Source organism: Mucilaginibacter sp. UR6-11, from assembly GCF_020880695.1.
GTDB lineage: Bacteria > Bacteroidota > Bacteroidia > Sphingobacteriales > Sphingobacteriaceae > Mucilaginibacter.
The window spans coordinates 768,564-788,946 of sequence record NZ_JAJIWO010000002.1 but is presented as its reverse complement, the minus strand read 5'-3'; the positions used below and the strand labels follow the sequence as shown (position 1 = coordinate 788,946).

Genomic DNA, 20,383 nt, shown 5'->3' with positions numbered 1-20,383 from the left:
ATCAATCAACAAAAGCAATATTGTTGCAATAGCAATTATATTTTGTCTATAATTAGCACAATCATCCATGTATATTTGTTGCATGACACCGGCAGAGATCAACAAGAAATGGAGCGAATTACAGGACCGCATAGCACAGGATTTTGACAGCGATAAGCCCGATGTTAAGGTGATGCTGTTTTTAATTGGTGTGCAGGAGCTGGGCCAGGGCCCACGCAAATTCAGCAAGCGCCAAAAAGAAGAATTGATGCATATAGCCAACTGCAAATTATTTAGCATGATGGGCTTTTATGAGCTGGAAGGTTTGGACCAGGACGGGTGGCCACACTGGAAACTGGTGCAGGTTATCCCAAACTATACCCTGCTTGAACAGGAGATGGTGATAAAAACCCTGATAATTAACTATTTTGAAGAAGAAATTAATTAACAATATGAAAAAACTGTTTACCCTGGTCATTTTGCTAGCCACGCTTACTGCTTTTGCAAAACCACCCAAAAATCAATATGTACGGGTGAGCACAAGCTTTGGCGATTGCATAATCCGCCTATATAACGAAACACCCGGGCACCGTGATAATTTTATCAAACTGGCTAAAAAAGGTTTTTATAACGGCACCTTGTTTCACCGGGTGATACAGAATTTTATGATCCAGGGTGGCGACCCCGACTCGCGCGATACCAGCAAAAACAAACCCGGCGCCGAGCTGGGCAACGGCGATGTAGGTTATACCATACCCGCCGAATTTAACGATAGTCTGTTTCATAAACGCGGTGTACTGGCGGCCGCGCGCGATGATAACCCGGCCAAAGCATCAAGCGGTTGCCAGTTTTATATTGTAGAGGGTAAGCGTTTTACTGATGCCGACCTGGATAAACTAATTGCCGGCAGGTTAAAGGGCCGCGTCATCCCGCCATCGCAACGCGAAATTTATGAAACCGTTGGCGGCGCGCCGCACCTTGACCAGGGCTATACCGTTTATGGTGAAGTTGTAACAGGCATAGATATGGTTGACCGTATTGCCGGCGTTAAAAAAGACGAACGCGACCGGCCATTAACCAATATACCAATGACGGTGAGCGTGCTATCAAAAGGGCAGTGTAAGGATTTGGATAAACTTTTGGGCCTTGCGCGCTAAGCCATTTTATTTCAGATTTCGGATGTTCGATCTCTAATTTGGTTATATATTTAAATTTTTAAATCCGAAATCGAACATCCGGAATCCGACATGAAAATTATCACTTATAATGTTAACGGCATTCGTTCTGCTATCAACAAAAACTGGCTGGCCTGGTTACAGGCAACCGATGCTGATGTGGTTTGCCTGCAGGAAATTAAGGCTACGCCTGATGTATTAACCGATCTGCATTTGGTTGATGCGCTGGGTTACCAGCATTACTGGTTCCCGGCCGAAAAGAAAGGCTACAGCGGCACCGCCATATTTACCAAACGCACGCCAAACCATATTGAATACGGCTGCGGGATCCCTGATTTCGACCGTGAGGGCCGTAACATCCGTGTTGATTTTGACGAGGTCTCGGTGATGAGCGTTTATTTCCCATCGGGCTCAAGCGGCGAAGACAGGCAGGCCTTTAAATTTAGATTTTTAGACGAGTTTGGCAAGTATCTTACCCTGTTAAAAGTGGAGCACCCGCGCCTGGTAATCTGCGGCGATTACAATATCTGCCATCGCCCTATTGATATCCATAACCCAAAATCAAATGCCAACTCATCAGGTTTTTTGCCGGAAGAACGCGAGTGGATGGAAAATTTTATCGAGTCGGGCTATGTAGATACGTTCCGTCACCTAAACAAAGAACCGCATAACTACACCTGGTGGAGTTTTCGTTTTAATGCCCGCGCCAAGAACCTGGGCTGGCGCATTGACTATGCTATGGCCAGTAAGGAGTTAGAGGATAATATTAAACGGGCGACCATTTTGCCGGAGGCCAAACATTCTGATCATTGCCCGATGCTGGTGGAGTTGGAGTTTTAGTTTTGTGGACCGTATTCATAACGCCAACTCTATATTCGGATCCCAAAACACGGTTTTAAAATCCTGCACCTGGTCGTCTTTTACTTTTATGCCTTCGGCTTCCAGCAAACGCTGCATGGTATCGCCGCCAAAATGGAACTTGGCTGTTAGCAGGCCCTGGCGGTTTACTACGCGGTGGGCCGGCACGGGCGGCTTGGCGTTACCGCAAGCCTGCATAGCGTAGCCCACCATTCTTGATGATCCTTTGGTACCTAAATAACTGGCAATAGCACCGTATGATGTTACCCTGCCCGACGGTATCTGGCGGGCCACATCATAAACGTTATCATAAAAGTTATAATCGGGCATCGCAATAATTATTGAAATGAAAACTTAAGGTAGTTAATATTTTTATTGTCCTTTAAATATTTCTTTTCGTAATAAGTTTTGATGGATAACACCTGGTCGGCGTATTCAGATTTATACAGATCGGCCGTATTAACGTGTTCTTTTAATTTCAGCTCTTTTATCTTTTCGGCGGTGTAAGTATAAAACCCATCGTTATCTGTTTTCAGGTTTACACAACCGCCGGGCTTTAGCACCTCGATATACATATTTAAAAACCGGGGCGATGTGAGGCGCTTTTTTTCGCGGCTCAACTGCGGCTGCGGGTCCGGAAAGGTGATCCAGATCTCATCCACTTCACCTTTGCCGAAATAATCCGTAAGGGTCTCTATCTGCATCCGTATAAAGGCTACGTTAGCCACGCCATCCTCTAACGCGGTTTTAGCGCCGCGCCAAATGCGGTTACCTTTGTAATCAATGCCTATAAAATTCTTATCCGGAAACAGTACCGCTAAATTAACCGTGTACTCGCCTTTACCGCAAGCTAGTTCCAGTACCACCGGGTTATTGTTCTTAAAAAAGTCCTTGCTCCACCGGCCTTTGTAAGGCTTGCCCTCGTCCAGTTGTAAAACGTTGCTAAATGTTTCTATCTCAGCAAAACGTCTTAATTTATCTTTTCCCATAGTCAGCCCCCTAAGCCCCCCCCTGCCGGGGGAGACTTAATATATTTGTTTAATAAATAATTATTTAAAGTCCTCCCTTCCGGGGAGGGTTGGGAGGGGCTGTTTACTTTATCCCGTAATGATCAGCCATCAACCCTTCAAACACACCTGTAGGTAATACCTTTTTCAAGGTAACTGCAATGGTTTGGCCAATAGCACCGACTAAGTACTGGTGCGCCGGGCTGCTCTTGCCAACTATTTTAACTAATTGTTTACCAATAGCTGACGGATCTGCACCTGCGTTTTCATCTTTTTCAATGCTGGCAATGGCTATGTCGTAATTGGCTTTCAACTTCTCGTTATCAACCGTAAAGGGTATTTTTTCGCGGCTGCCGGTAAATTCGGTTTTAAAGTCGCCCGGGTTAATGGTAACTATTTTAACGCTTGTTTTGCGCAGTTCCATCCGCAGGCTTTCGCTATAGCCTTCAACCGCGTATTTTGAAGCAACATACATGCTTTGGTAAGGCAAACCAAACAGCCCCGCTAATGAGCTTATGTTAACCACCATACCGGCTTTGTTTTTTAACATTTCGGGTATAACGGTGCTGCACATACGTACAACGCCAAAAAAGTTAACCTCAAACTGTTGCTTAGCTTTATCAACCGGCATAGCGTAGGCCGGGCCGGCAATACCGTTACCGGCATTATTTACCAGCACGTCTAATTTACCTTCGGCTTTAATAATTTTAGCAACGGCAGCTTGTGCAGACGCGTCGTCAGTTACATCAAGTTCAATTAAGTTAAAGGGTACGTTTACCTTTTTTGCAAGGTTACGTGTGGTACCATAAACGATGTGTCCGGCTTCATGTAAAGCAGTTGCGCTGGCTAAGCCAATACCCGATGAGGCGCCTGTTACCAAAATTACTTTTTTCATTTGTTAGGTTAAATAAATTAAATAGCTGAGTATTAAAGTGCTTCAAATATAAATAAAGTGGAATAAATGGGCAGGGTTTTTATCGTTTTATTGTTGGGTGAATTGGTGAGGAACATAGGGTGAGTTTGCCGTGGATGATGAGATGTTGGGTTGATTAGCCTGGTACCATGGTTAGGATTGCAGGCGATTTGAAGATTCGGTTGTCTGTTGGTGCTGATATAGGTTATAAATAATTATTAATAACGTGGGCGTTTCCCTGCGGGCCGGGCTGTCCGCTTATACGCCACAGCCCTTAGGCTCGGGCCGGTATCCGCTTCCATCCCTAACGCGTACTAACAACTAACACTTCCGGGCTTCATCAACCCTCGATCCCAGCTACTTATCACCCTAACGCAATAATCCCGGCGCGGGTAACTTACATTTCACTTTAATAACAGAATGTCTTATTTTTGCAATTCAAAAAAATTAAACGCTATGTCATCAGTAGAGACCGCTTACACCAAGTACAAAGTAAAAGACATTTCTTTAGCCGAATGGGGCCGTAAAGAAATAGGGTTAGCCGAAGCAGAAATGCCGGGCTTAATGGCCTTGCGCCAGGAGTTTGGAGCTTCAAAACCATTAAAAGGTGCGCGCATTGCAGGCTGCCTGCACATGACCATCCAAACAGCTGTGTTAATTGAAACACTGGTTGAATTGGGTGCCGAAGTTACCTGGTCATCATGTAACATTTTTTCAACCCAGGATCATGCCGCTGCTGCTATTGCCGCTGCCGGTATCTCTGTTTATGCCTGGAAAGGTTTAAACGAGGTTGATTTTGACTGGTGCATTGAACAAACATTGTTCTTTGGCGAAGACCGCCGGCCATTAAACATGATCTTAGATGATGGTGGTGATTTAACCAATATGGTATTTGATCGCTATCCTGAATTAGTATCAGGTGTTAAAGGCCTGTCAGAAGAAACTACAACCGGTGTGCACCGCTTATATGAGCGTGTAAAAGCCGGCACTTTGCCAATCCCGGCAATTAACATTAACGATTCTGTAACCAAATCAAAATTCGACAACAAATACGGTTGCCGCGAATCATTGGTTGACGCGATCCGTCGTGCAACTGACGTAATGATGGCCGGTAAAGTGGGCGTTGTTTGCGGTTATGGCGATGTAGGTAAAGGATCGGCAGACTCTTTACGTAACGCCGGTGTGCGTGTAATTGTAACCGAAATTGATCCTATCTGCGCTTTACAGGCAGCTATGGAAGGTTTTGAAGTTAAAAAATTAAGCACTGCTATTGCTGAAGCTGACATTGTTGTTACCGCTACCGGTAACATGAACATTGTTCGCGAAGAGCATTTCCGCGCTTTAAAAGACAAAGCTATCGTTTGTAACATCGGTCACTTTGATAATGAGATTGACATGGCCTGGTTAAACAGCGCTTATGGCAATACCAAAATCGAAATTAAACCACAGGTTGATAAATATACTATTGACGGCAGCGACGTTATTGTTTTGGCCGAGGGCCGTTTGGTAAACTTAGGTTGCGCTACGGGCCACCCAAGCTTTGTAATGAGTAACTCATTCACCAACCAAACTTTAGCTCAGTTAGAGCTTTGGACAAACGCTGGTGCTTACGAAAACAAAGTATACACTTTACCAAAACATTTAGACGAAAAAGTTGCCCGTTTACACCTGGCTAAAATTGGTGTTGAGCTGGAAGTACTTGACCAGGACCAGGCCGAATACATCGGTGTAACTGTTGACGGTCCGTTTAAACCGGAGTATTACCGTTACTAATTCTAATTAAGGTAAAAGGCGAAAGCTAAAAGGTTAAAGGGCTTGATTTTAGGATCAGGCCCTTTTTTGTTATTGTGCTGACAAGTATATCATTGCTGAGAAATAAATAATGAATGAAATAACATCAAAGAAATCACTTTCGCGATTGTCATACATATCTTTTTGCCCCAATTTTGAGAGCATAATTAATTCCCGGCCTTGTATCTTAAAATATAGAAAGCGCAATGATTGAAATAGAAGTAATAAAGGGATAGTGTTTCTAAAAGCAACTACTGCGGACAAATGACCAACTTTTAAAGCAGGGTTATCTTTTAAAAGAAAATAGATCAGTACCTGCATCAAGCCCACCGCGCACCAACAAAAGAAGACAGTCATATTTCTTAATTTCTTGTATCCTAACAAATAAAGAAGGCCTTGCATAACTAAAATGTCACCTAAAAGAAATTGCGGTAACTCGTCCGGAGTAAATAAACTGCAATAACCATATCCAAACAGGCTAAACAAAATATAGCCCGCTAAGCCTGCGATATTCCATCCGGTTAGCTTTTTAAAGTAGAAGAAACTGTGTTTCAAGTTTGATGATGTTGATCTTAGCTAAGATAAAAAACATATTGCTTGTTTAGGTTTTTTCGAAACCAACCCGTAAAAGTTAATACAAATACCGACAAGATTCTGTCACTCCATTCACAATTAACTTTTTTAACTATTATGGTGTTCCAAATTAAAAACGGGGTGTTCCGTAGTGTTCCACCCGTTCCGTTGTGTTCCGCACGCAAAGCGGAACACCCCTAAATTACATCAGCTTTACAAAGTCTTCAAAACTGCTTAAGTTTTCGTTAATGTCCAGCATTCGCCCAATCTCCCGATAAACATCTGTCGCAGTTTTACCCTCTTCCCGCAGATATTTAATAGAAGTTGCCCCGGCAGATTTGGAGAGCTTTTTATCGCCGTCCATCACTAACGGGTGATGATGGAAGGTTATGTTTTGAAAGGCAGCAGCACCAAGCACAGTAGCCAAATATTGCTGCGCGATGGTTGACGGGTATAGATCTTCGCCGCGTACAATCAGGTCCACACCAAAATGGATATCATCAACCAAAGAAGCCAACTGGTAAGCCGGATAGCCGTCCTTCTTTTTGACGACGAAATCCGCCATCGCTTCAGGCAATTTAGTTCCGGCGACACCGGCAGATAAGGTTTTAACAGATAACTGCCGGTCATCGGTATATAGCCGACAGGCTGTATCTGGCGTTTCTAACGGAAGAGCCAGGTTACGACAGGTACCGGGATAAATGCCACCCTTTAGTTGCGACCGCGGGCATAAACAGGCAAACACCTCACGTTGATCTTTTAATTGTTGCAGCACATCCCTATAAAGCGCCACGCGATGCAATTGCGACCAATTGTTTTTATAATCTTCTAAATTACGCGGGCCCTCATCCCAGGTTATTCCTAAAAAGTTAAGCGTATCAAAAATATCCTGTACGTACTGGTCATTCACCCGTTCCTGGTCCAGGTCGTCTATCCGCAGTAAAACTTTTGCGCCCGATTTGCGGGCCAGAGCGGCGGTTAACGCAAATGACAGCGCATTACCCAAGTGGAGATAACCACTCGGTGTCGGAGCTATACGGGTCTTATTAAAAAGCGGCAATGCGTTAACTGACATTGGCGCCAATTTAAGCTAATACGCCTAAATAAAAAAGGGCACCGTTAAATCGATGCCCCTATGTTCTTATATAAGTCAGTTTTCTTAGTTGATGCCTGCCGCCTTGGCAACCTGGTCGTAATTATTTAAGTTAAGGCCCGGATTATGCAACATTAAAGTGGTAAGCGAGGTGCCCGGTATGATCACTACCCTGATATCCAAACCTGCGGATGTGAAGTTAGCCTTCAGATCTACATAACCAACACCGTATGATTGTAAAGTAAGCGTATTTCCTGTTTCACTATATGGCAAAGAGATCCATGACGTAGTGGTGCCGGTGTTTCTAAAATAAACCAAAACAATGCCCTGATCCACTATAGCTTGTGTAATTGCGGGCACTAACAAGTGGGTGTTGCCTGCCAAAACCACAGTTTGGTTGGTAAATACGTAGTTAGCGATAACAGCTGATGTACCATTAGCTCCGGTGGCACCTGTTGCTCCTGTAGCACCGTTTGAACCATTAGCTCCGGTGGCCCCAGTAGCGCCTGTGGCACCTTTTGCCCCTGCTGCTCCGGTAGCTCCTGCAGCGCCATTAGTTCCGTTAGTCCCATTAGCGCCGGTGGCACCCGTAGCGCCCGTGGCACCAGTAGCACCTGCTACGCCTTGCGGACCGCCCGGCCCTACTGCACCAGCTGCCCCCGTAGCGCCGGTAACACCTGTGGCGCCGGTAGCACCTGTCGCGCCTTTTGGTCCGGGAGCTGTAGAGCTTTTACAAGCGCTTAAACTGATTACGATAAGTAATACAAATGGTGATAAGTATTTGGTTTTCATACTGCTAATTGTCTAAGGTAACGAGACATTTTACGCAACAATAATCATTTTGGTTTCAATTACCCACAGGATAATAAAATATTTTATTTAGCCATATTAAATTATCCGGCACGATTTTAGCTTTAGTTAACAACTGTTTATAAATACGAACGAAACAGTTAAAACTTATCACTATTTATTTCGTTGAACTATTAAATATTTAACCTATGAATAATATACGCAACCTGCATACAAAAGTGCATACCTGGATAGATTCTATCGGTTTTAGACTAAACGCATCCCAAACCAACAAAAAAAACAGGATTACAACCAATCATTATTTTTTTGAAACCTTCAACTTTTTTGAACGGAACAAGGATGGCGATATCACCAATTCAAAATTTTTATGCTTTGATATGTATGGCGAAAAAGTAAATGTACGGTCGCTTTTAGATCTGCAGACTGCCTTTTTTGAGAATATCAGCCAGCTAAAATAGTGCCCTAAATTCGTCGTTTTAAAGTTAAGTGCATCGGGAGATATTTTTTATCGCGATAGATCAGCAAGAAAAATGACCGCCCGTTTCTTGATTTAAAAAGGTCATCGATTTGTTGCAACGACATCTCAGCAGCCGGATTTAGATTGATCATTACTATCTCATCGTTTTTTTGTAGCCCGGCTTCACTTCCTGCCGACCCGGGTTCAATTTTGTCTACAATAACGTGTACAAAATCATCCCTAAACACATAATAGGTTAATCCGCTCATGTCATGCTCGTCGTGCTTTTTATATTCCGCACCCGGTTTTAAATAAAGCAAGTTGTCCGGATAATCAAATATCACATCAAATTTCCGTAACAGCCCTATACCTAAATTTCCGTCGCGCGCAATGGCCTTTGGATTTTTATCATTATCAGGAAATGCCGCTATTACATCATTTACTTTATATTTCCCCAGTTCTACCTGTTTTATCCGGCTGAGTGTACCGCTTATTAAACCATTGATACCAACGCCCAAATTAGCGCTAATGGCCTTTTTTTGAAGCGTATTTTTATTCTCCAGGTTCTCTATGGATATAAAATGTCCCGCGCCTAGGTCAATAATAAGTTTACTTTGCTTTTCGGTACCGTTAGCAAATGTAACTTTGGTATTGAGGTAGGGTTTTCTGTCTTCAATAGTTATGGGGATTTTTGCGCCGCGTTTGTAATAACGCATGTCCAAAGGATCTGATACGGTTAGTGTGCTATCTGAGAAATTTATTTTAACTGCAAGGCGACTAAAAAACTCGTACCCTATTAATCCATGAATAGTTTTACCGGCGTAGGCCGACAAGCCAAGATTATCTTTTTTAAAAATCGCGGCGCTTACATTATTGCCGGTCACTCCGTTAATATCAATTTTTAACGGATTGGTTATGTAAGCTTCAAAGTCTCCCCCTTCGCCAAAACCATGAATGGTAACGGTATGCTTGCTTTCAATTTTTATGGAGTCTACCAGGGACGGTTCCGTTATAAGCATATAACCAACGCCTGTATCCAAAACAAAATTATAGGGGCCCTGATTATTGATCTTCAGCTTTATTACAATCAGGTTACGTACCAATTCAAAAGGTATTGTTTCTGTACTCCCGGAATTTTTAAGGCTAAAGGATTGCGCAGTAGCCGTTAAGCAAATAAAGCATGATATACCTGTCAAGAAAGTGCGAAAACGCCTGATATAATTTAACTGAAGCAGCAAATTCTTATAATTGGACACTAAAATTAATAAATTATTACGGCTAATAAGCAATAATTTATCCGCATTAATTAAGTCTTTTTAGGTTCTTCGGGTTGTTTAAGTTCGCCTTTAAGTTCAGGGTTTTGCGGCGGAAGTGTTTTAACGGTGTGCTCTACTTCGGTTTGGATAACATGTACAGCATACTCTGCGGGCTCAATTTTGCAGCCGATCGCTTCGGCATAAACCTCTGTAAATTCTGCACCGATATACAGTATAGCTGCCGTGTAATAGATCCACAGCAGCAGCAAAATAATAGAGCCGGCAGCGCCGTATGCCGAATTTTGCGCTGTATATTGCAGGTACAAACTAATGCCATACTGACCCAGCATAAACAACATAGCTGTGAAAACTGCGCCTATACGCACATCTCTCCACCTTATTTTAACATCGGGTAATACTTTAAATATTATGGCGAACAAGGTGGATATTACAATCAGGGTGATGCCCAGGTTAATGCCTTTAATAAGCAGATTGGTTATATAGGGTAAAAAATGAACCAGTTTTTTACTTAAAGCATCCATTAAAAAATTAATCACCAGTGAAACCAGTAGCAGGAAACCTAAACTGGCTATAAGTGAGAATGATAAAAATCTGTTTTGAATTAGTTTAAGCCATCCTTTTTTGGGTTTAGCCTTAACCCTCCAGATTATATTTATTGAATCCTGAATTTCTACAAAAATGCTGCTCGCGCCTATCATTAGTGTTACCACACCAATTACAACCGCCGTTCCGGATTTGCCCGAAAATGCAAGGCTTTTTAACATCGATTGTATTTGCAAAGCGGCCTGCGAGCCCACATACTGCGCGATTTGAGGATACAACCGGTTGGTTGCAGCATCATTACCAAAAAAAAGGCCGGCCAATGATATTATCAATATTAAAAGCGGCGCTAGCGAAAAAACGGTATAATAAGCCAGCGAGGCACTTAATTTTAGGCCGTTATCATCAATAAAGCCGCTAAAGGTGGCTACTAAGATTTTCCAAATTTTTTTGAGGTATGCTTTTCTGAAAATTCTCATTCTAAAATCAAATATATTTGTAATGTACGGTTTAATAACTAACGCATTTCGTCCTGAAAAACTAATTTACCTTGACGACCTTTAGCTATACTTTTCCGGTTTCTACCTAGCAATTTTAATGCCTTTGCATAAAACAATATCATGTGTGTTGTTATTAAACACAACAAGGCGTAAAATCAGGAAACAGGAAGCTATCCTTAATGTTGTGAAACAATTAACAGGTCAAGGTCTTTGCTTGGCAGGGAGAAACGTTCGGCAATATGTTTATTGGTTAGGTGGCCCTGGTAAATATAAACCGCATCGCGGATGCCCGATTTTTGCCAGATGACATTCTTAATACCTCCCTGTTCGCCAATCTCTAACAATATCGGCGCAAAAATATTGGTAAGCGCATAAGTAGCGGTACGCGCAACACGCGACGCAATGTTTGGTACGCAATAGTGTATAACATCATATTTACGGAATACCGGATGCGTATGGTTGGTGATCTCCGAGGTTTCAAAACAGCCGCCCTGGTCAATACTTACATCAATAATTACCGAGTTTGGCTTCATCTTGCTTACCGTAGTTTCAGTTACCAGGCACGGACTGCGGCCGTCTTCGGCACGCATGGCGCCTATGGCAACATCGCAGGTAGTTATGGCTTTCTCCAAAACAATAGGCTGCACAACGGATGTAAAAACTCTGGCCCCTATGTTATTTTGCAGGCGGCGCAATTTATAAATAGACGGATCAAAAACTTTCACTTCGGCACCTAATGATATGGCCGTACGCGCGGCATATTCTCCTACGGTGCCTGCACCCAATATTACAATTTCTGTTGGTGGCACGCCGGTTATACCGCCCAGCATTAAGCCTTTACCGTCAAAAACATTGCTTAGGTATTCGGCGGCTATCAGTATAGAGGTAGCGCCTACTATTTCGCTCATGGCGCGTACCACACTTAATGAGTTGCCCTCATCACGCAAATGCTCAAAACACAAAGCAGTTATTTGTTTTTTAAGCATGGCACGCAGGCATTCGGGCTTTAGGGTAGATATCTGCAGAGCTGATATCAGGATCTGCCCAGGTTTCATCAGCGCAATTTCCTCCAGCGTAGGCGGGGCAATTTTAATAATGATATCAGCCTCGTAAAGCTGTTTGGTGTCAAATACAATCTGAGCGCCCTGCTCTGCATAATCTTTATCTAAAAACTTGGCCGCTTTGCCGGCGTTACTCTCCAGCATTACTTCATGACCGTTGTTAACGAGCAAAGCCACAGACAGGGGAGTTAAGGGTACCCGGTTCTCCTGGAAAGAAACTTCCTTTGGGATGCCAATAAAAAGTTTGTTCTTTTTGTTCTTAACCTCGAGCATCGACTCCTGGGGCTGCATCATCGCCTGTTTGGCAATATCTGAAAACCCACTGTATTTCCCTGAACTCATACTGTATTTTTATGGATGATGAAGGTAAGAAAATTCCATCAAATTTTCCCAATAGTTATTTCCCTGCTATCGTCATTTAAAACCTTTAGGCTTACGCTGATATAATGCAGAGGCAACATATCCGGGATCTTCTCCGGCCATTCAATAAAACAGTAATTACCCGAGTAAAAATACTCTTCGGCGCCCATGTCCAAAGCCTCAGTTTGGTTTTTTAGCCGATAAAAATCAAAATGATAAATGCGGGCGTTGGTACCCTGATATTCATTCACTATCGCAAACGTCGGGCTGGTAACGGGTTCTTTTACACCCAGTGCTTCGCAAAGCGATTTGATGAATGTTGTTTTGCCGGCACCCATATCGCCCCTGAATAAAAATATGCGATTGTCGCCTGCATTGGCTATAAGCTGCGATGCGATATCAGAAAGATCTGAAAGTTTTTTTGCGGTTAATATCATATTCAGATTTTTGGGAACCTTAATATTAAGTTAGGGTTGGGGATGTTTTTGAGGTACCGGGCTTTTTCAGAAAAACGAGCCACACCGGGATAATCGCCGGTATGGCCTTCCATATCAAACATTAATTGAAAATGCAGGTGCGGGGGCCAGCCGCCATTATCTTCCAGGTTACCAAGTTCTCCAATTTTTTGATTTTTATTTATGGCCTGCCCTATCTTTAAACTCAACAGGCTTTTACGGTTTAAATGTCCGTAGAGGCTATAAAGCACTAACCCGTCCAACTCATGTTGCAGAATAATAGTGGGCCCGTAATCGCCAAAATTATTATTGTTCCGGAAGCTATGAATACATCCGGCTAAGGGCGAATATACAGGTGTGCCCGCCGGCGCCCAAATATCAATGCCCAGGTGCAGGCGACGGGGCTCATCGCCGGTGTCAAACAACGGGCTGCGGGCGTATAGCGTGCGGTGCTCCATATATCCGCCTATGCCATAACGGCTGTTGGATGCCTTAAGCTTCGCGTTTATCCAATTGCTAAACTTAACCGTATCCCAAACAACATTATGGTCCAAATCAATATTAGAAGCCGTTAAATTAAACTTATGCAGTTTATCGGTTTCGGCATTAAAATCAACTACTTTGCCAATAGCATAGGGATGTGCCCTGATATATGCAGCCAGCGTTGCAGATGCATCCATATTAAACTTCTCTCTTTGAGGTTATTCCGTATCGGGTTGTTTTTCTTCGCGATGGATCTTATCAAAAATCTTCTCCATCCGATCAACATACTCGCTGGTATCGTCAATAAAAAACTCCAGCTGAGGTATTACCCTTACCTGGTCCTTTATACGCCCGCCAAGCTTATACCTGATTTCTGACGCGTGCAGTTTTATGGTTTGCAACGCCAACGCTGTGTTGGTGTTATTAAAAAAACTTAAAAACACCCTTGCTATTGCCAGGTCGGGTGTAACCCTTACTTTGGTTATGGTAACCATTGTATTAGGTAAATAATTCATCCCTTCGCGCTGAAATATAGCGGCGAGATCTTCCTGAATTACTCCGGCAAATTTTTGTTGACGTTTTGATTCCATAATTAATTTAATTAACGCCAAACAGGCAATTGAGTTTGATTTTTAATATGAACAATATAGTGCTAAAAATTTACTTGCAGCCGGCAGGTATGTCTTTAGTTAGCTTTATTACTTTTCTTACTACCAGCGTGCTGTCGTAAGCGGCACCGTTACTACCCGCGGCTGATTTTATTTTTTCGCCCGCTACCTCAATATATACCGGTCGGGCTTTTTGTTCAAAAGGGATAGTTTGTGAATATTTAAGCTCTAACTGAGCGCAGCTGTCGGCAACCCAATATTCGGTTTGTAATCCGCAGGGCTGAAATGTTTTGGCTCCGGGAGCAAAGCTATACAAGCCTTTAAATACTTCGGTACGCGGCGCACCGGCTTTATCCGTTTTATGCTTACAGGCCATCATACCTATCATCAGCAACAACACTAAAACAATATAGATCCCTGATAAACGCATATGGCAAAATTATAAATCCTGTTTGATATCATCCAATCCTTTTATGCTTAATCTGGCACTGATGCCCGAGGCTATGACCGAGATAACCAGTACCGTGAAAAATACCAGGCCAAAGTCAGTCAGTTTTATATCTATCGGGTAGGCGTTGTTAGGCACGTTTATTTTACCATCAACCTGTATCATGCCATAACGTTGCTGCAATATACAAAATATGAAACCAAGCACAATGCCAATAAAGCAGCCTATCAATGAAATCATCAGCCCCTCAAAAAAGAATATGCCCTGAATCAATCGCCTGTTGCCGCCCAGGCTGGTTAAAATAGCAATGTCCTTGCGTTTATCAATAACCAGAATAGTTAATGATCCGACGATATTAAATGCCGCTATAATTACTACAAAGGCAAGTATCATAAACACGGCCCACCTCTCGTAGTTAAGTGTTTTGTATAAGGTGGTGTCCTGCTCGCGGCGGTTCTTTACGGTATACCCCTCACCTAATTTTTGCTGCAGTTCTGTTTCTACAGATGCCAGGTCAGTTCCTTTTTTATAATTCAGATCGATAGATGAAACCTCGGCGGGCTGGTTAAACAGATCACGGGTAAACTCAATGGGCACGATCACAAAATCATCCGATTCCTGCTGTATAGAGAAAACGCCCGACGGGTAAATGCTGCGCGCAGTAAATTCGTCCTCAGGATTGATGGAAATAGCATTATCACGCTTGGGCGAGTAGATCTGTAATGGCTTTAAACTGTTTATATTAATACCCAGATTATTGTGTACTATAACCCCCAGCACTGCCATTGGGCTGTTATTGCTTTGTAATGTAAACGAGCCATCAAGTATAGTGCTGTCAAGCCGGGTATTTTTTAAAAACTCTTCGCTAACACCTTTTATGCGGCCGATAAAAGTTTTGTCGCCATATTGGATCACTACCTTGTCCTCCAAGACCTCGGTATAAGAGAACAGCCTGGAATCATGGTGTATTGATTTAAAGTATGCAGTATTAGGATTAAAAGTTTTTCCGAGGCGGGCTGCAATACGCAGTTCGGGAGCAAAGTTGCTGTTTAACGACACAATAACTTTCTCTAACCCGTTAAATACGGACAGCAGGATGATTAACGCAGCCGTACCAATCAGTATCCCCATCATGGATATGCCGGATATAATATTGATAGCATGCATTTTTTTGCTTGATACCAGATACCGTTTGGCTATGTAGATGGAAGTATTCAATTACGTTATACGTTTACGTGGTAAGTTTTTCGTTTGTTGATGCAAAAGTACGTAAAACGCATAACGTTAACGTACCTCCCGACTACACTAAAAAAGGATTATGCAGCTTTTCAAAACCAATAGTAGTTTCGGGGCCATGGCCCGGGTAAATAGTACAGTCGTCAGGAAGCGTCAGTAATTTTTGCTCGATGTTACCTATCAGTTGCTGAAAGTCGCCGCCGGGCAGGTCTGTACGGCCAATACTTCCTCTAAATAATACATCGCCGCCTATTACCAGGTTTGCATCTTCGTCATGAAAGCATAAATGCGCGGGCGAATGGCCGGGGGCATAGATTAATTTCAAGGTAGTATTACCAAAGTTTACCGCACCGGTTTCGCCTAAAAAAACCTCGGGTATCGGCGACGGGTCATACCTGAAGCCATATTGCGGGGCATAACCAACAACCGCCTCAAGCACCGGCAGCTCACCCCTGTTAAACCGGGGCTTTAAGCCATACATGTCAAACACAAACTTATTGCCCAGCACATGGTCTATATGGCAATGGGTGTTAAGCAACAATACCGGTTTAAGGTTATTATTTTTAATGAAGTTAACCACCACGTTTTGCTCGGCCGAGTTATCCATGCCGGGATCTATGATGGCACATTCGCCGGTTTCATCATATAAAATATAAGTGTTTTCCTGGAACGGGTTATTAAGGAATGCTTTTACTGAAGACATGTTGTATTTCGGATTTCGATGTTCGATTTCGGATTTATCGCCGCCGGATTAATAATTTAATTTATAGAATTATCTGGTTCCGAAATTGCAATTCCGAAATCCGATAGTTCCCTTACTTCCACTTAAAGCTGCTTATCATCATATTAATATCCTGCTTAACAAAATTAAGAACAGGCTGGATAGAATCAAGCCGTGGCTCGGTATTAAAATACAATGCGCCACGCATATAGTTTTTCACGCTATCCGTTAAAAAAAACTGCACTGATGATGCGGCATTGCCGCCGATGGTATAATAAATACCATAAACCTTATGTGCCGGTATACTGATATTCCCCTGGTCAATATCGGTTGCCTTAACAGTATTTTTAAATGCCAGTTTATGGGCATCTTCAACCAGTTCGTCAAATACCTTTTTTGAGGTAATGGTTTCATAGCTCAGGTGCAAAGTGCCGTTAAGCTGTTTAAACTGCATATTTAGCAGGTTGGTCATACTTACCAGCTTTGGTGCTATGCGGGTTTGCGTATCTTTTTCAATAACAGCGTATACCGGATATTTAAACGTAAACGGATAGTTGGATACAAATTCGCGATATTCTTTTTTGGGCAGCACTATCCTGAAATATCCGCGCGGTTTCGGCGAATAGTCATTGCTGCCGCCACAGGCCGAAAAAAACAGCAACCCTATTATTAACACCGCAAATATCCTCATGGATGTTTTTCTTTTGAGGTCCATATTTCCCATGATTTTTCTGCTTGCAGTACCAGCATTTCATAACCGTTTTTTGGGGTGGCGCCGCGTTCGGCGCCTTTTCTTAAAAATTCCGTTTCGGGCGGATTATAAATCAGATCGTATAATAAATGATCATCGGTAATGGCCTGGTAAGGTATCGGCGGAAACTCGTGAATATTAGGAGCGGTGCCCAGCGGTGTAGTATTGATAATTAATTTATGATTTTTAATGTGATGCGGCTTCAGCTCACTAAATAATAAGTTGCCAGGATGCGGCTTCCGGGTAACCACCTTGTAGGTAATATCCAGGTTCTCCAATACGCACCTTACCGCCTGGGCGGCGCCGCCGTCGCCTAATATCAGGGCCTCCGTATGATGGTCTTTTAACAGCGGCCTTAATGACATCTCGAACCCATAAAGGTCGGTATTAAAACCTTCCAGCCTGAAATCGTGACCGCCAACACCAACCTCGCCCGAAAATGCTGCCAATACCGGGCTCTCTTTCGTGATACGGATACAGTTTACAGCGCCCGCGTTACGGGCATCATGTTCAATCCAGTCGAGATAGCGCAACACGCTTTTTTTATGCGGAACAGTTACGTTTAGCCCGCATAAGTCAGGATGGGCATCTAAAAGGTCCTGAAGATCTTTTACATGCTCCAACGGATAAAGTTCATATGCTGAATCGGTGATGTTCTCGTCTAAAAATTTTTGGGTAAAGTATTTTTTTGAAAATGAATGCGAAAGCGGAAAGCCGATTAACCCGTATTGTTTCATGTTGTAATATTAGTAACAAAGAACGAGGATTTTAAATTTTTTATGTTTGAGTAAAGCGCATAATAAAAAAGCTGCCTTTTGCGGAGGCAGCTTTATAAAGATCATTAGGAGGATTATCTTCTTCTGCCGAAGATGCGCAACAGCATCAGGAACAGGTTCACAAAGTCAAGATACAATGTTAAACCACCCATTAAAGCCATTTTTTTAGCTGAAGCATCGCCATATTCTAAACCGGCGCCAATACGTTTTAATTTTTGCACATCGTATGCGGTTAAGCCTACAAATACAGCTACGCCCAAGTACGAGATCAGCATATCCATGCCGCTGCTGTGTAAAAACATATTTACCACGCTGGCGATGATAATGCCGATTAACAGCATTATCATTATTGAGCCAAATTTGGTTAGATCCTGGTGAGTGGTATAACCGGCAATAGCCATTACACCAAACAATAACGATGCAGTTAAAAATACGCTGGTAACTGACCCCGCAGTATAAACAAGCAATATAAAGCTTAAACTAATACCTGTTAAAGCCGCATAAGCTATAAATAGCAAACCCAAAACCGGGTATGAAATGCTGTTAAGTCCAAAACGGATCAATAACACAAATGCCAGTGGTGCAAACATAGCCACATAAGCAAATATGGTTAATTGATGTGTTGACTCATCAACCAGGGTTTGCAATAATGCCGGTGTATTCGCGAATGCATAAGCGGCTAAAGTTGAAATACCTAAACCTACAAACATCCATAAAAATACATTAGCTAAAAATCTGCGGGTTGTATCCGTTTCGTTTATTTGAGTTACGTTGTCGTAAACGTAGTTTGGATTATTATTTTCCATTTTTTAATTATAGTGGTTAATTGATATCAAATATAGTTAAAGATTAGTAATTGGAGGTTAGAGATTAGTTGATTTACAATTTGGCGACAAAGCGAAACCAATCCCTAATCTTTAATCTCTAAAATTAATTCAGCCTTTTAGTCAGTTGCTCTTCAACCTTTTTAAACAACTGTAATGGCTTTAACGCCCGCCAGTTCAGGTCGTCCAGTTCGCCGCCGAAATTAATATAATAGTCAATGTTATTGCGTTTAAATTCTTCTATTACATGTTCCCTGAAATTAATACCGGCAATCCAGCCGTCTTCCACATCCTGGAACCACTCTTCGTAATAACAATCGTCAGACGAGTGAAAGTTCAGTACATTTTCGCCGATGAGTATGAACTGGTTTATCCCGTTATCCACCATCAGCTCCAGTATTTCACGCTTTAAAAGCATTATATCGTTGTTAATGGCATCGTTCCACTCGCCAATAAATTCTATGATGGCGTAGCTGCGGTCATAATCGGCATACAGCACTTTCATGTACAATGTATTTGAACCAAACGAGTCCCATTGCGGGTGCAGCAGGAAATTGTATACCTGCTTATCAAATTCAAACTCATTATACTGCGTAGCGTAAAAAGGCGAATACTCGTCATCTGCCGCTATGTAGTCGTCCCGCCATTTATAATATGGTTCTATTTCGTGCATTGTTGTTTTAATGTGCAGGTATGCAAATGTGCAGACAAGCAGATTCTTTAATTAGTTATCTATCAAACTCTTCATTCATACAGCTGCACATTTGCATACCTGCACGTTTACTTATTTTGGTTATAAAAATCAACCGCTTTGCGCACACTCCCATTTTTCTTCAGTAAATCGGCGGCGGTAACTTCATCAACGCCAATTTCGGCCATCACCATTTTAGTACCCCGGTCTACCAGTTTATTATTTGACAGTTGCATATCAACCATTTTATTACCCTTTACCCTACCCAACCTAATCATTACCGTAGTGGTAAGCATATTCAATACCAGCTTTTGAGCGGTACCAGCTTTCATACGGGTGCTGCCTGTTAAAAATTCAGGACCGGTTACAACTTCAACCGGATAATCGGCTTCAGCGGCTATCGGACTGCCACTATTACACACAACGCAACCTGTAATGATTTTATTTTGATTGGCTGCTTTTAATCCGCCAATAACATACGGTGTAGTGCCTGAGGCTGCAATCCCTACCACTACATCTTTATCGGTGATGTTAAATTCGGACAAATCTTTCCATGCCTGCTCCGTATTATCCTCGGCAAACTCAACTGCCTTGCGGATGGCGCCGTCGCCACCGGCAATAATACCTACCACCCAATCAAACGGTACGCCAAACGTTGGGGGACACTCTGACGCGTCAACTACACCCAACCTGCCACTGGTGCCGGCACCAATATAAAACAGGCGGCCACCGGCTTTCATCCGGTCGGCAACCACAGTTGCAAGCTTTTCAATTTGTGGTATTGCTTTACTAACCGATACAGCAACTGTTTGATCCTCCTTATTTATATTTTGAAGGATCTCGGCCACGCTCATCTGTTCCAAATGGCTGTAATTCGATTCATTTTCGGTAGTAGCTTGCATTTTGATGATTTTTTTGCCAAAATTCGGTAAAATTCCTGATATGGTTTAATTATTGCGCCAACTAATATCGGCGCTCTCAGCCCAAATCAGTAGT

At 42.6% G+C, this 20,383-nt stretch carries 25 protein-coding genes; 5 read left to right on the top strand and 20 right to left on the bottom strand.

Going from position 1 to position 20,383, the window contains the following annotated elements; translation table 11 throughout:
* Positions 1 to 82: 82 nt before the first annotated feature.
* From LJ658_RS08775 to LJ658_RS08765, 3 genes are all read left to right on the top strand, one after another.
* The gene (locus tag LJ658_RS08775) at positions 83 to 427 is read left to right on the top strand and encodes a hypothetical protein (protein WP_230546112.1); all 345 of its coding nucleotides are present in this window, start codon (positions 83 to 85) and stop codon (positions 425 to 427) included.
* Between the two features lie 4 nt (positions 428 to 431).
* A complete protein-coding gene (locus LJ658_RS08770; RefSeq protein WP_230546111.1) occupies positions 432 to 1,136 on the top strand; it encodes a peptidylprolyl isomerase in 705 nt (234 codons plus the stop codon).
* Between the two features lie 90 nt (positions 1,137 to 1,226).
* Complete coding sequence (locus LJ658_RS08765; RefSeq protein ID WP_230546110.1) at positions 1,227 to 1,994, top strand: exodeoxyribonuclease III; 768 nt, start codon at positions 1,227 to 1,229, stop codon at positions 1,992 to 1,994.
* A 15-nt stretch (positions 1,995 to 2,009) separates the two neighbouring features.
* Here LJ658_RS08765 and LJ658_RS08760 read toward each other — a convergent pair whose 3' ends face one another.
* The 3 genes from LJ658_RS08760 to LJ658_RS08750 all read right to left on the bottom strand — a co-directional run bounded on the left by LJ658_RS08760 (position 2,010) and on the right by LJ658_RS08750 (position 3,914).
* Positions 2,010 to 2,342, bottom strand: a complete 333-nt coding sequence (locus tag LJ658_RS08760; protein WP_230546109.1) for an MGMT family protein — start codon at positions 2,340 to 2,342, stop codon at positions 2,010 to 2,012.
* Positions 2,343 to 2,350: 8 nt separating this feature from the next.
* Entirely contained in the window at positions 2,351 to 3,001 is a 651-nt protein-coding gene (gene trmB / locus LJ658_RS08755) for a tRNA (guanosine(46)-N7)-methyltransferase TrmB (protein ID WP_230546108.1), read from the bottom strand.
* Positions 3,002 to 3,104: 103 nt separating this feature from the next.
* Positions 3,105 to 3,914, bottom strand: a complete 810-nt coding sequence (locus LJ658_RS08750; RefSeq protein ID WP_230546107.1) for an SDR family oxidoreductase — start codon at positions 3,912 to 3,914, stop codon at positions 3,105 to 3,107.
* A 474-nt stretch (positions 3,915 to 4,388) separates the two neighbouring features.
* On the opposite strand from LJ658_RS08750, the gene ahcY reads away from it, so the two are divergent.
* Entirely contained in the window at positions 4,389 to 5,705 is a 1,317-nt protein-coding gene (ahcY, locus tag LJ658_RS08745; RefSeq protein WP_230546106.1) for an adenosylhomocysteinase, read from the top strand.
* A 69-nt stretch (positions 5,706 to 5,774) separates the two neighbouring features.
* On the opposite strand, the gene LJ658_RS08740 is transcribed toward ahcY, so the two are convergent.
* The 3 genes from LJ658_RS08740 to LJ658_RS08730 all read right to left on the bottom strand — a co-directional run bounded on the left by LJ658_RS08740 (position 5,775) and on the right by LJ658_RS08730 (position 8,181).
* On the bottom strand, positions 5,775 to 6,278 hold the full coding sequence (locus tag LJ658_RS08740; protein WP_230546105.1) for a hypothetical protein: 504 nt from the start codon (positions 6,276 to 6,278) through the stop codon (positions 5,775 to 5,777).
* A gap of 220 nt (positions 6,279 to 6,498) precedes the next feature.
* Positions 6,499 to 7,371, bottom strand: coding sequence for a glutamate--tRNA ligase family protein (locus LJ658_RS08735; RefSeq protein WP_230546104.1), 873 nt, complete (start codon positions 7,369 to 7,371; stop codon positions 6,499 to 6,501).
* 84 nt (positions 7,372 to 7,455) lie between these two features.
* Complete coding sequence (locus LJ658_RS08730; protein WP_230546103.1) at positions 7,456 to 8,181, bottom strand: hypothetical protein; 726 nt, start codon at positions 8,179 to 8,181, stop codon at positions 7,456 to 7,458.
* 206 nt (positions 8,182 to 8,387) lie between these two features.
* On the opposite strand from LJ658_RS08730, the gene LJ658_RS08725 reads away from it, so the two are divergent.
* A complete protein-coding gene (locus LJ658_RS08725; RefSeq protein ID WP_230546102.1) occupies positions 8,388 to 8,657 on the top strand; it encodes a hypothetical protein in 270 nt (89 codons plus the stop codon).
* A gap of 4 nt (positions 8,658 to 8,661) precedes the next feature.
* Here the strand turns inward: LJ658_RS08725 and LJ658_RS08720 are convergent, their stop codons facing one another.
* From LJ658_RS08720 to murQ, 14 genes are all read right to left on the bottom strand, one after another.
* Positions 8,662 to 9,852 carry an aspartyl protease family protein gene (locus LJ658_RS08720; protein WP_230546101.1) on the bottom strand — a complete coding sequence of 397 codons (1,191 nt, stop codon included), beginning with the start codon at positions 9,850 to 9,852 and terminating at the stop codon, positions 8,662 to 8,664.
* A 110-nt stretch (positions 9,853 to 9,962) separates the two neighbouring features.
* The gene (locus LJ658_RS08715) at positions 9,963 to 10,952 is read right to left on the bottom strand and encodes a YihY/virulence factor BrkB family protein (protein ID WP_230546100.1); all 990 of its coding nucleotides are present in this window, start codon (positions 10,950 to 10,952) and stop codon (positions 9,963 to 9,965) included.
* A gap of 197 nt (positions 10,953 to 11,149) precedes the next feature.
* On the bottom strand, positions 11,150 to 12,376 hold the full coding sequence (locus tag LJ658_RS08710) for an alanine dehydrogenase (protein WP_230546099.1): 1,227 nt from the start codon (positions 12,374 to 12,376) through the stop codon (positions 11,150 to 11,152).
* A gap of 38 nt (positions 12,377 to 12,414) precedes the next feature.
* On the bottom strand, positions 12,415 to 12,831 hold the full coding sequence (tsaE, locus tag LJ658_RS08705) for a tRNA (adenosine(37)-N6)-threonylcarbamoyltransferase complex ATPase subunit type 1 TsaE (protein WP_230546098.1): 417 nt from the start codon (positions 12,829 to 12,831) through the stop codon (positions 12,415 to 12,417).
* 2 nt (positions 12,832 to 12,833) lie between these two features.
* Complete coding sequence (locus tag LJ658_RS08700) at positions 12,834 to 13,529, bottom strand: peptidoglycan DD-metalloendopeptidase family protein (RefSeq protein WP_230546097.1); 696 nt, start codon at positions 13,527 to 13,529, stop codon at positions 12,834 to 12,836.
* A 21-nt stretch (positions 13,530 to 13,550) separates the two neighbouring features.
* Positions 13,551 to 13,922: a 30S ribosome-binding factor RbfA gene (gene rbfA / locus LJ658_RS08695; RefSeq protein WP_230546096.1), complete on the bottom strand. Its 372-nt coding sequence runs from the start codon at positions 13,920 to 13,922 to the stop codon at positions 13,551 to 13,553.
* 70 nt (positions 13,923 to 13,992) lie between these two features.
* Positions 13,993 to 14,370: a hypothetical protein gene (locus tag LJ658_RS08690; protein ID WP_230546095.1), complete on the bottom strand. Its 378-nt coding sequence runs from the start codon at positions 14,368 to 14,370 to the stop codon at positions 13,993 to 13,995.
* A gap of 9 nt (positions 14,371 to 14,379) precedes the next feature.
* Positions 14,380 to 15,606 carry an FtsX-like permease family protein gene (locus LJ658_RS08685; protein ID WP_230546094.1) on the bottom strand — a complete coding sequence of 409 codons (1,227 nt, stop codon included), beginning with the start codon at positions 15,604 to 15,606 and terminating at the stop codon, positions 14,380 to 14,382.
* 82 nt (positions 15,607 to 15,688) lie between these two features.
* Positions 15,689 to 16,327, bottom strand: a complete 639-nt coding sequence (locus LJ658_RS08680) for an MBL fold metallo-hydrolase (RefSeq protein WP_230546093.1) — start codon at positions 16,325 to 16,327, stop codon at positions 15,689 to 15,691.
* A gap of 112 nt (positions 16,328 to 16,439) precedes the next feature.
* Positions 16,440 to 17,036, bottom strand: a complete 597-nt coding sequence (locus LJ658_RS08675) for a gliding motility lipoprotein GldD (protein ID WP_230546092.1) — start codon at positions 17,034 to 17,036, stop codon at positions 16,440 to 16,442.
* Positions 17,033 to 17,833 (bottom strand): shikimate dehydrogenase, encoded by an 801-nt coding sequence (locus LJ658_RS08670; RefSeq protein ID WP_230546091.1) that lies wholly within the window; start codon positions 17,831 to 17,833, stop codon positions 17,033 to 17,035. The genes LJ658_RS08675 and LJ658_RS08670 overlap by 4 nt, the downstream gene beginning before the upstream one ends.
* A 113-nt stretch (positions 17,834 to 17,946) precedes the next feature.
* Positions 17,947 to 18,678, bottom strand: coding sequence for a Bax inhibitor-1/YccA family protein (locus tag LJ658_RS08665; protein WP_230546090.1), 732 nt, complete (start codon positions 18,676 to 18,678; stop codon positions 17,947 to 17,949).
* A gap of 124 nt (positions 18,679 to 18,802) precedes the next feature.
* Entirely contained in the window at positions 18,803 to 19,369 is a 567-nt protein-coding gene (locus tag LJ658_RS08660; protein WP_230546089.1) for a hypothetical protein, read from the bottom strand.
* A 107-nt stretch (positions 19,370 to 19,476) separates the two neighbouring features.
* Entirely contained in the window at positions 19,477 to 20,289 is an 813-nt protein-coding gene (gene murQ, locus LJ658_RS08655; RefSeq protein WP_230546088.1) for an N-acetylmuramic acid 6-phosphate etherase, read from the bottom strand.
* Positions 20,290 to 20,383 lie beyond the last annotated feature (94 nt).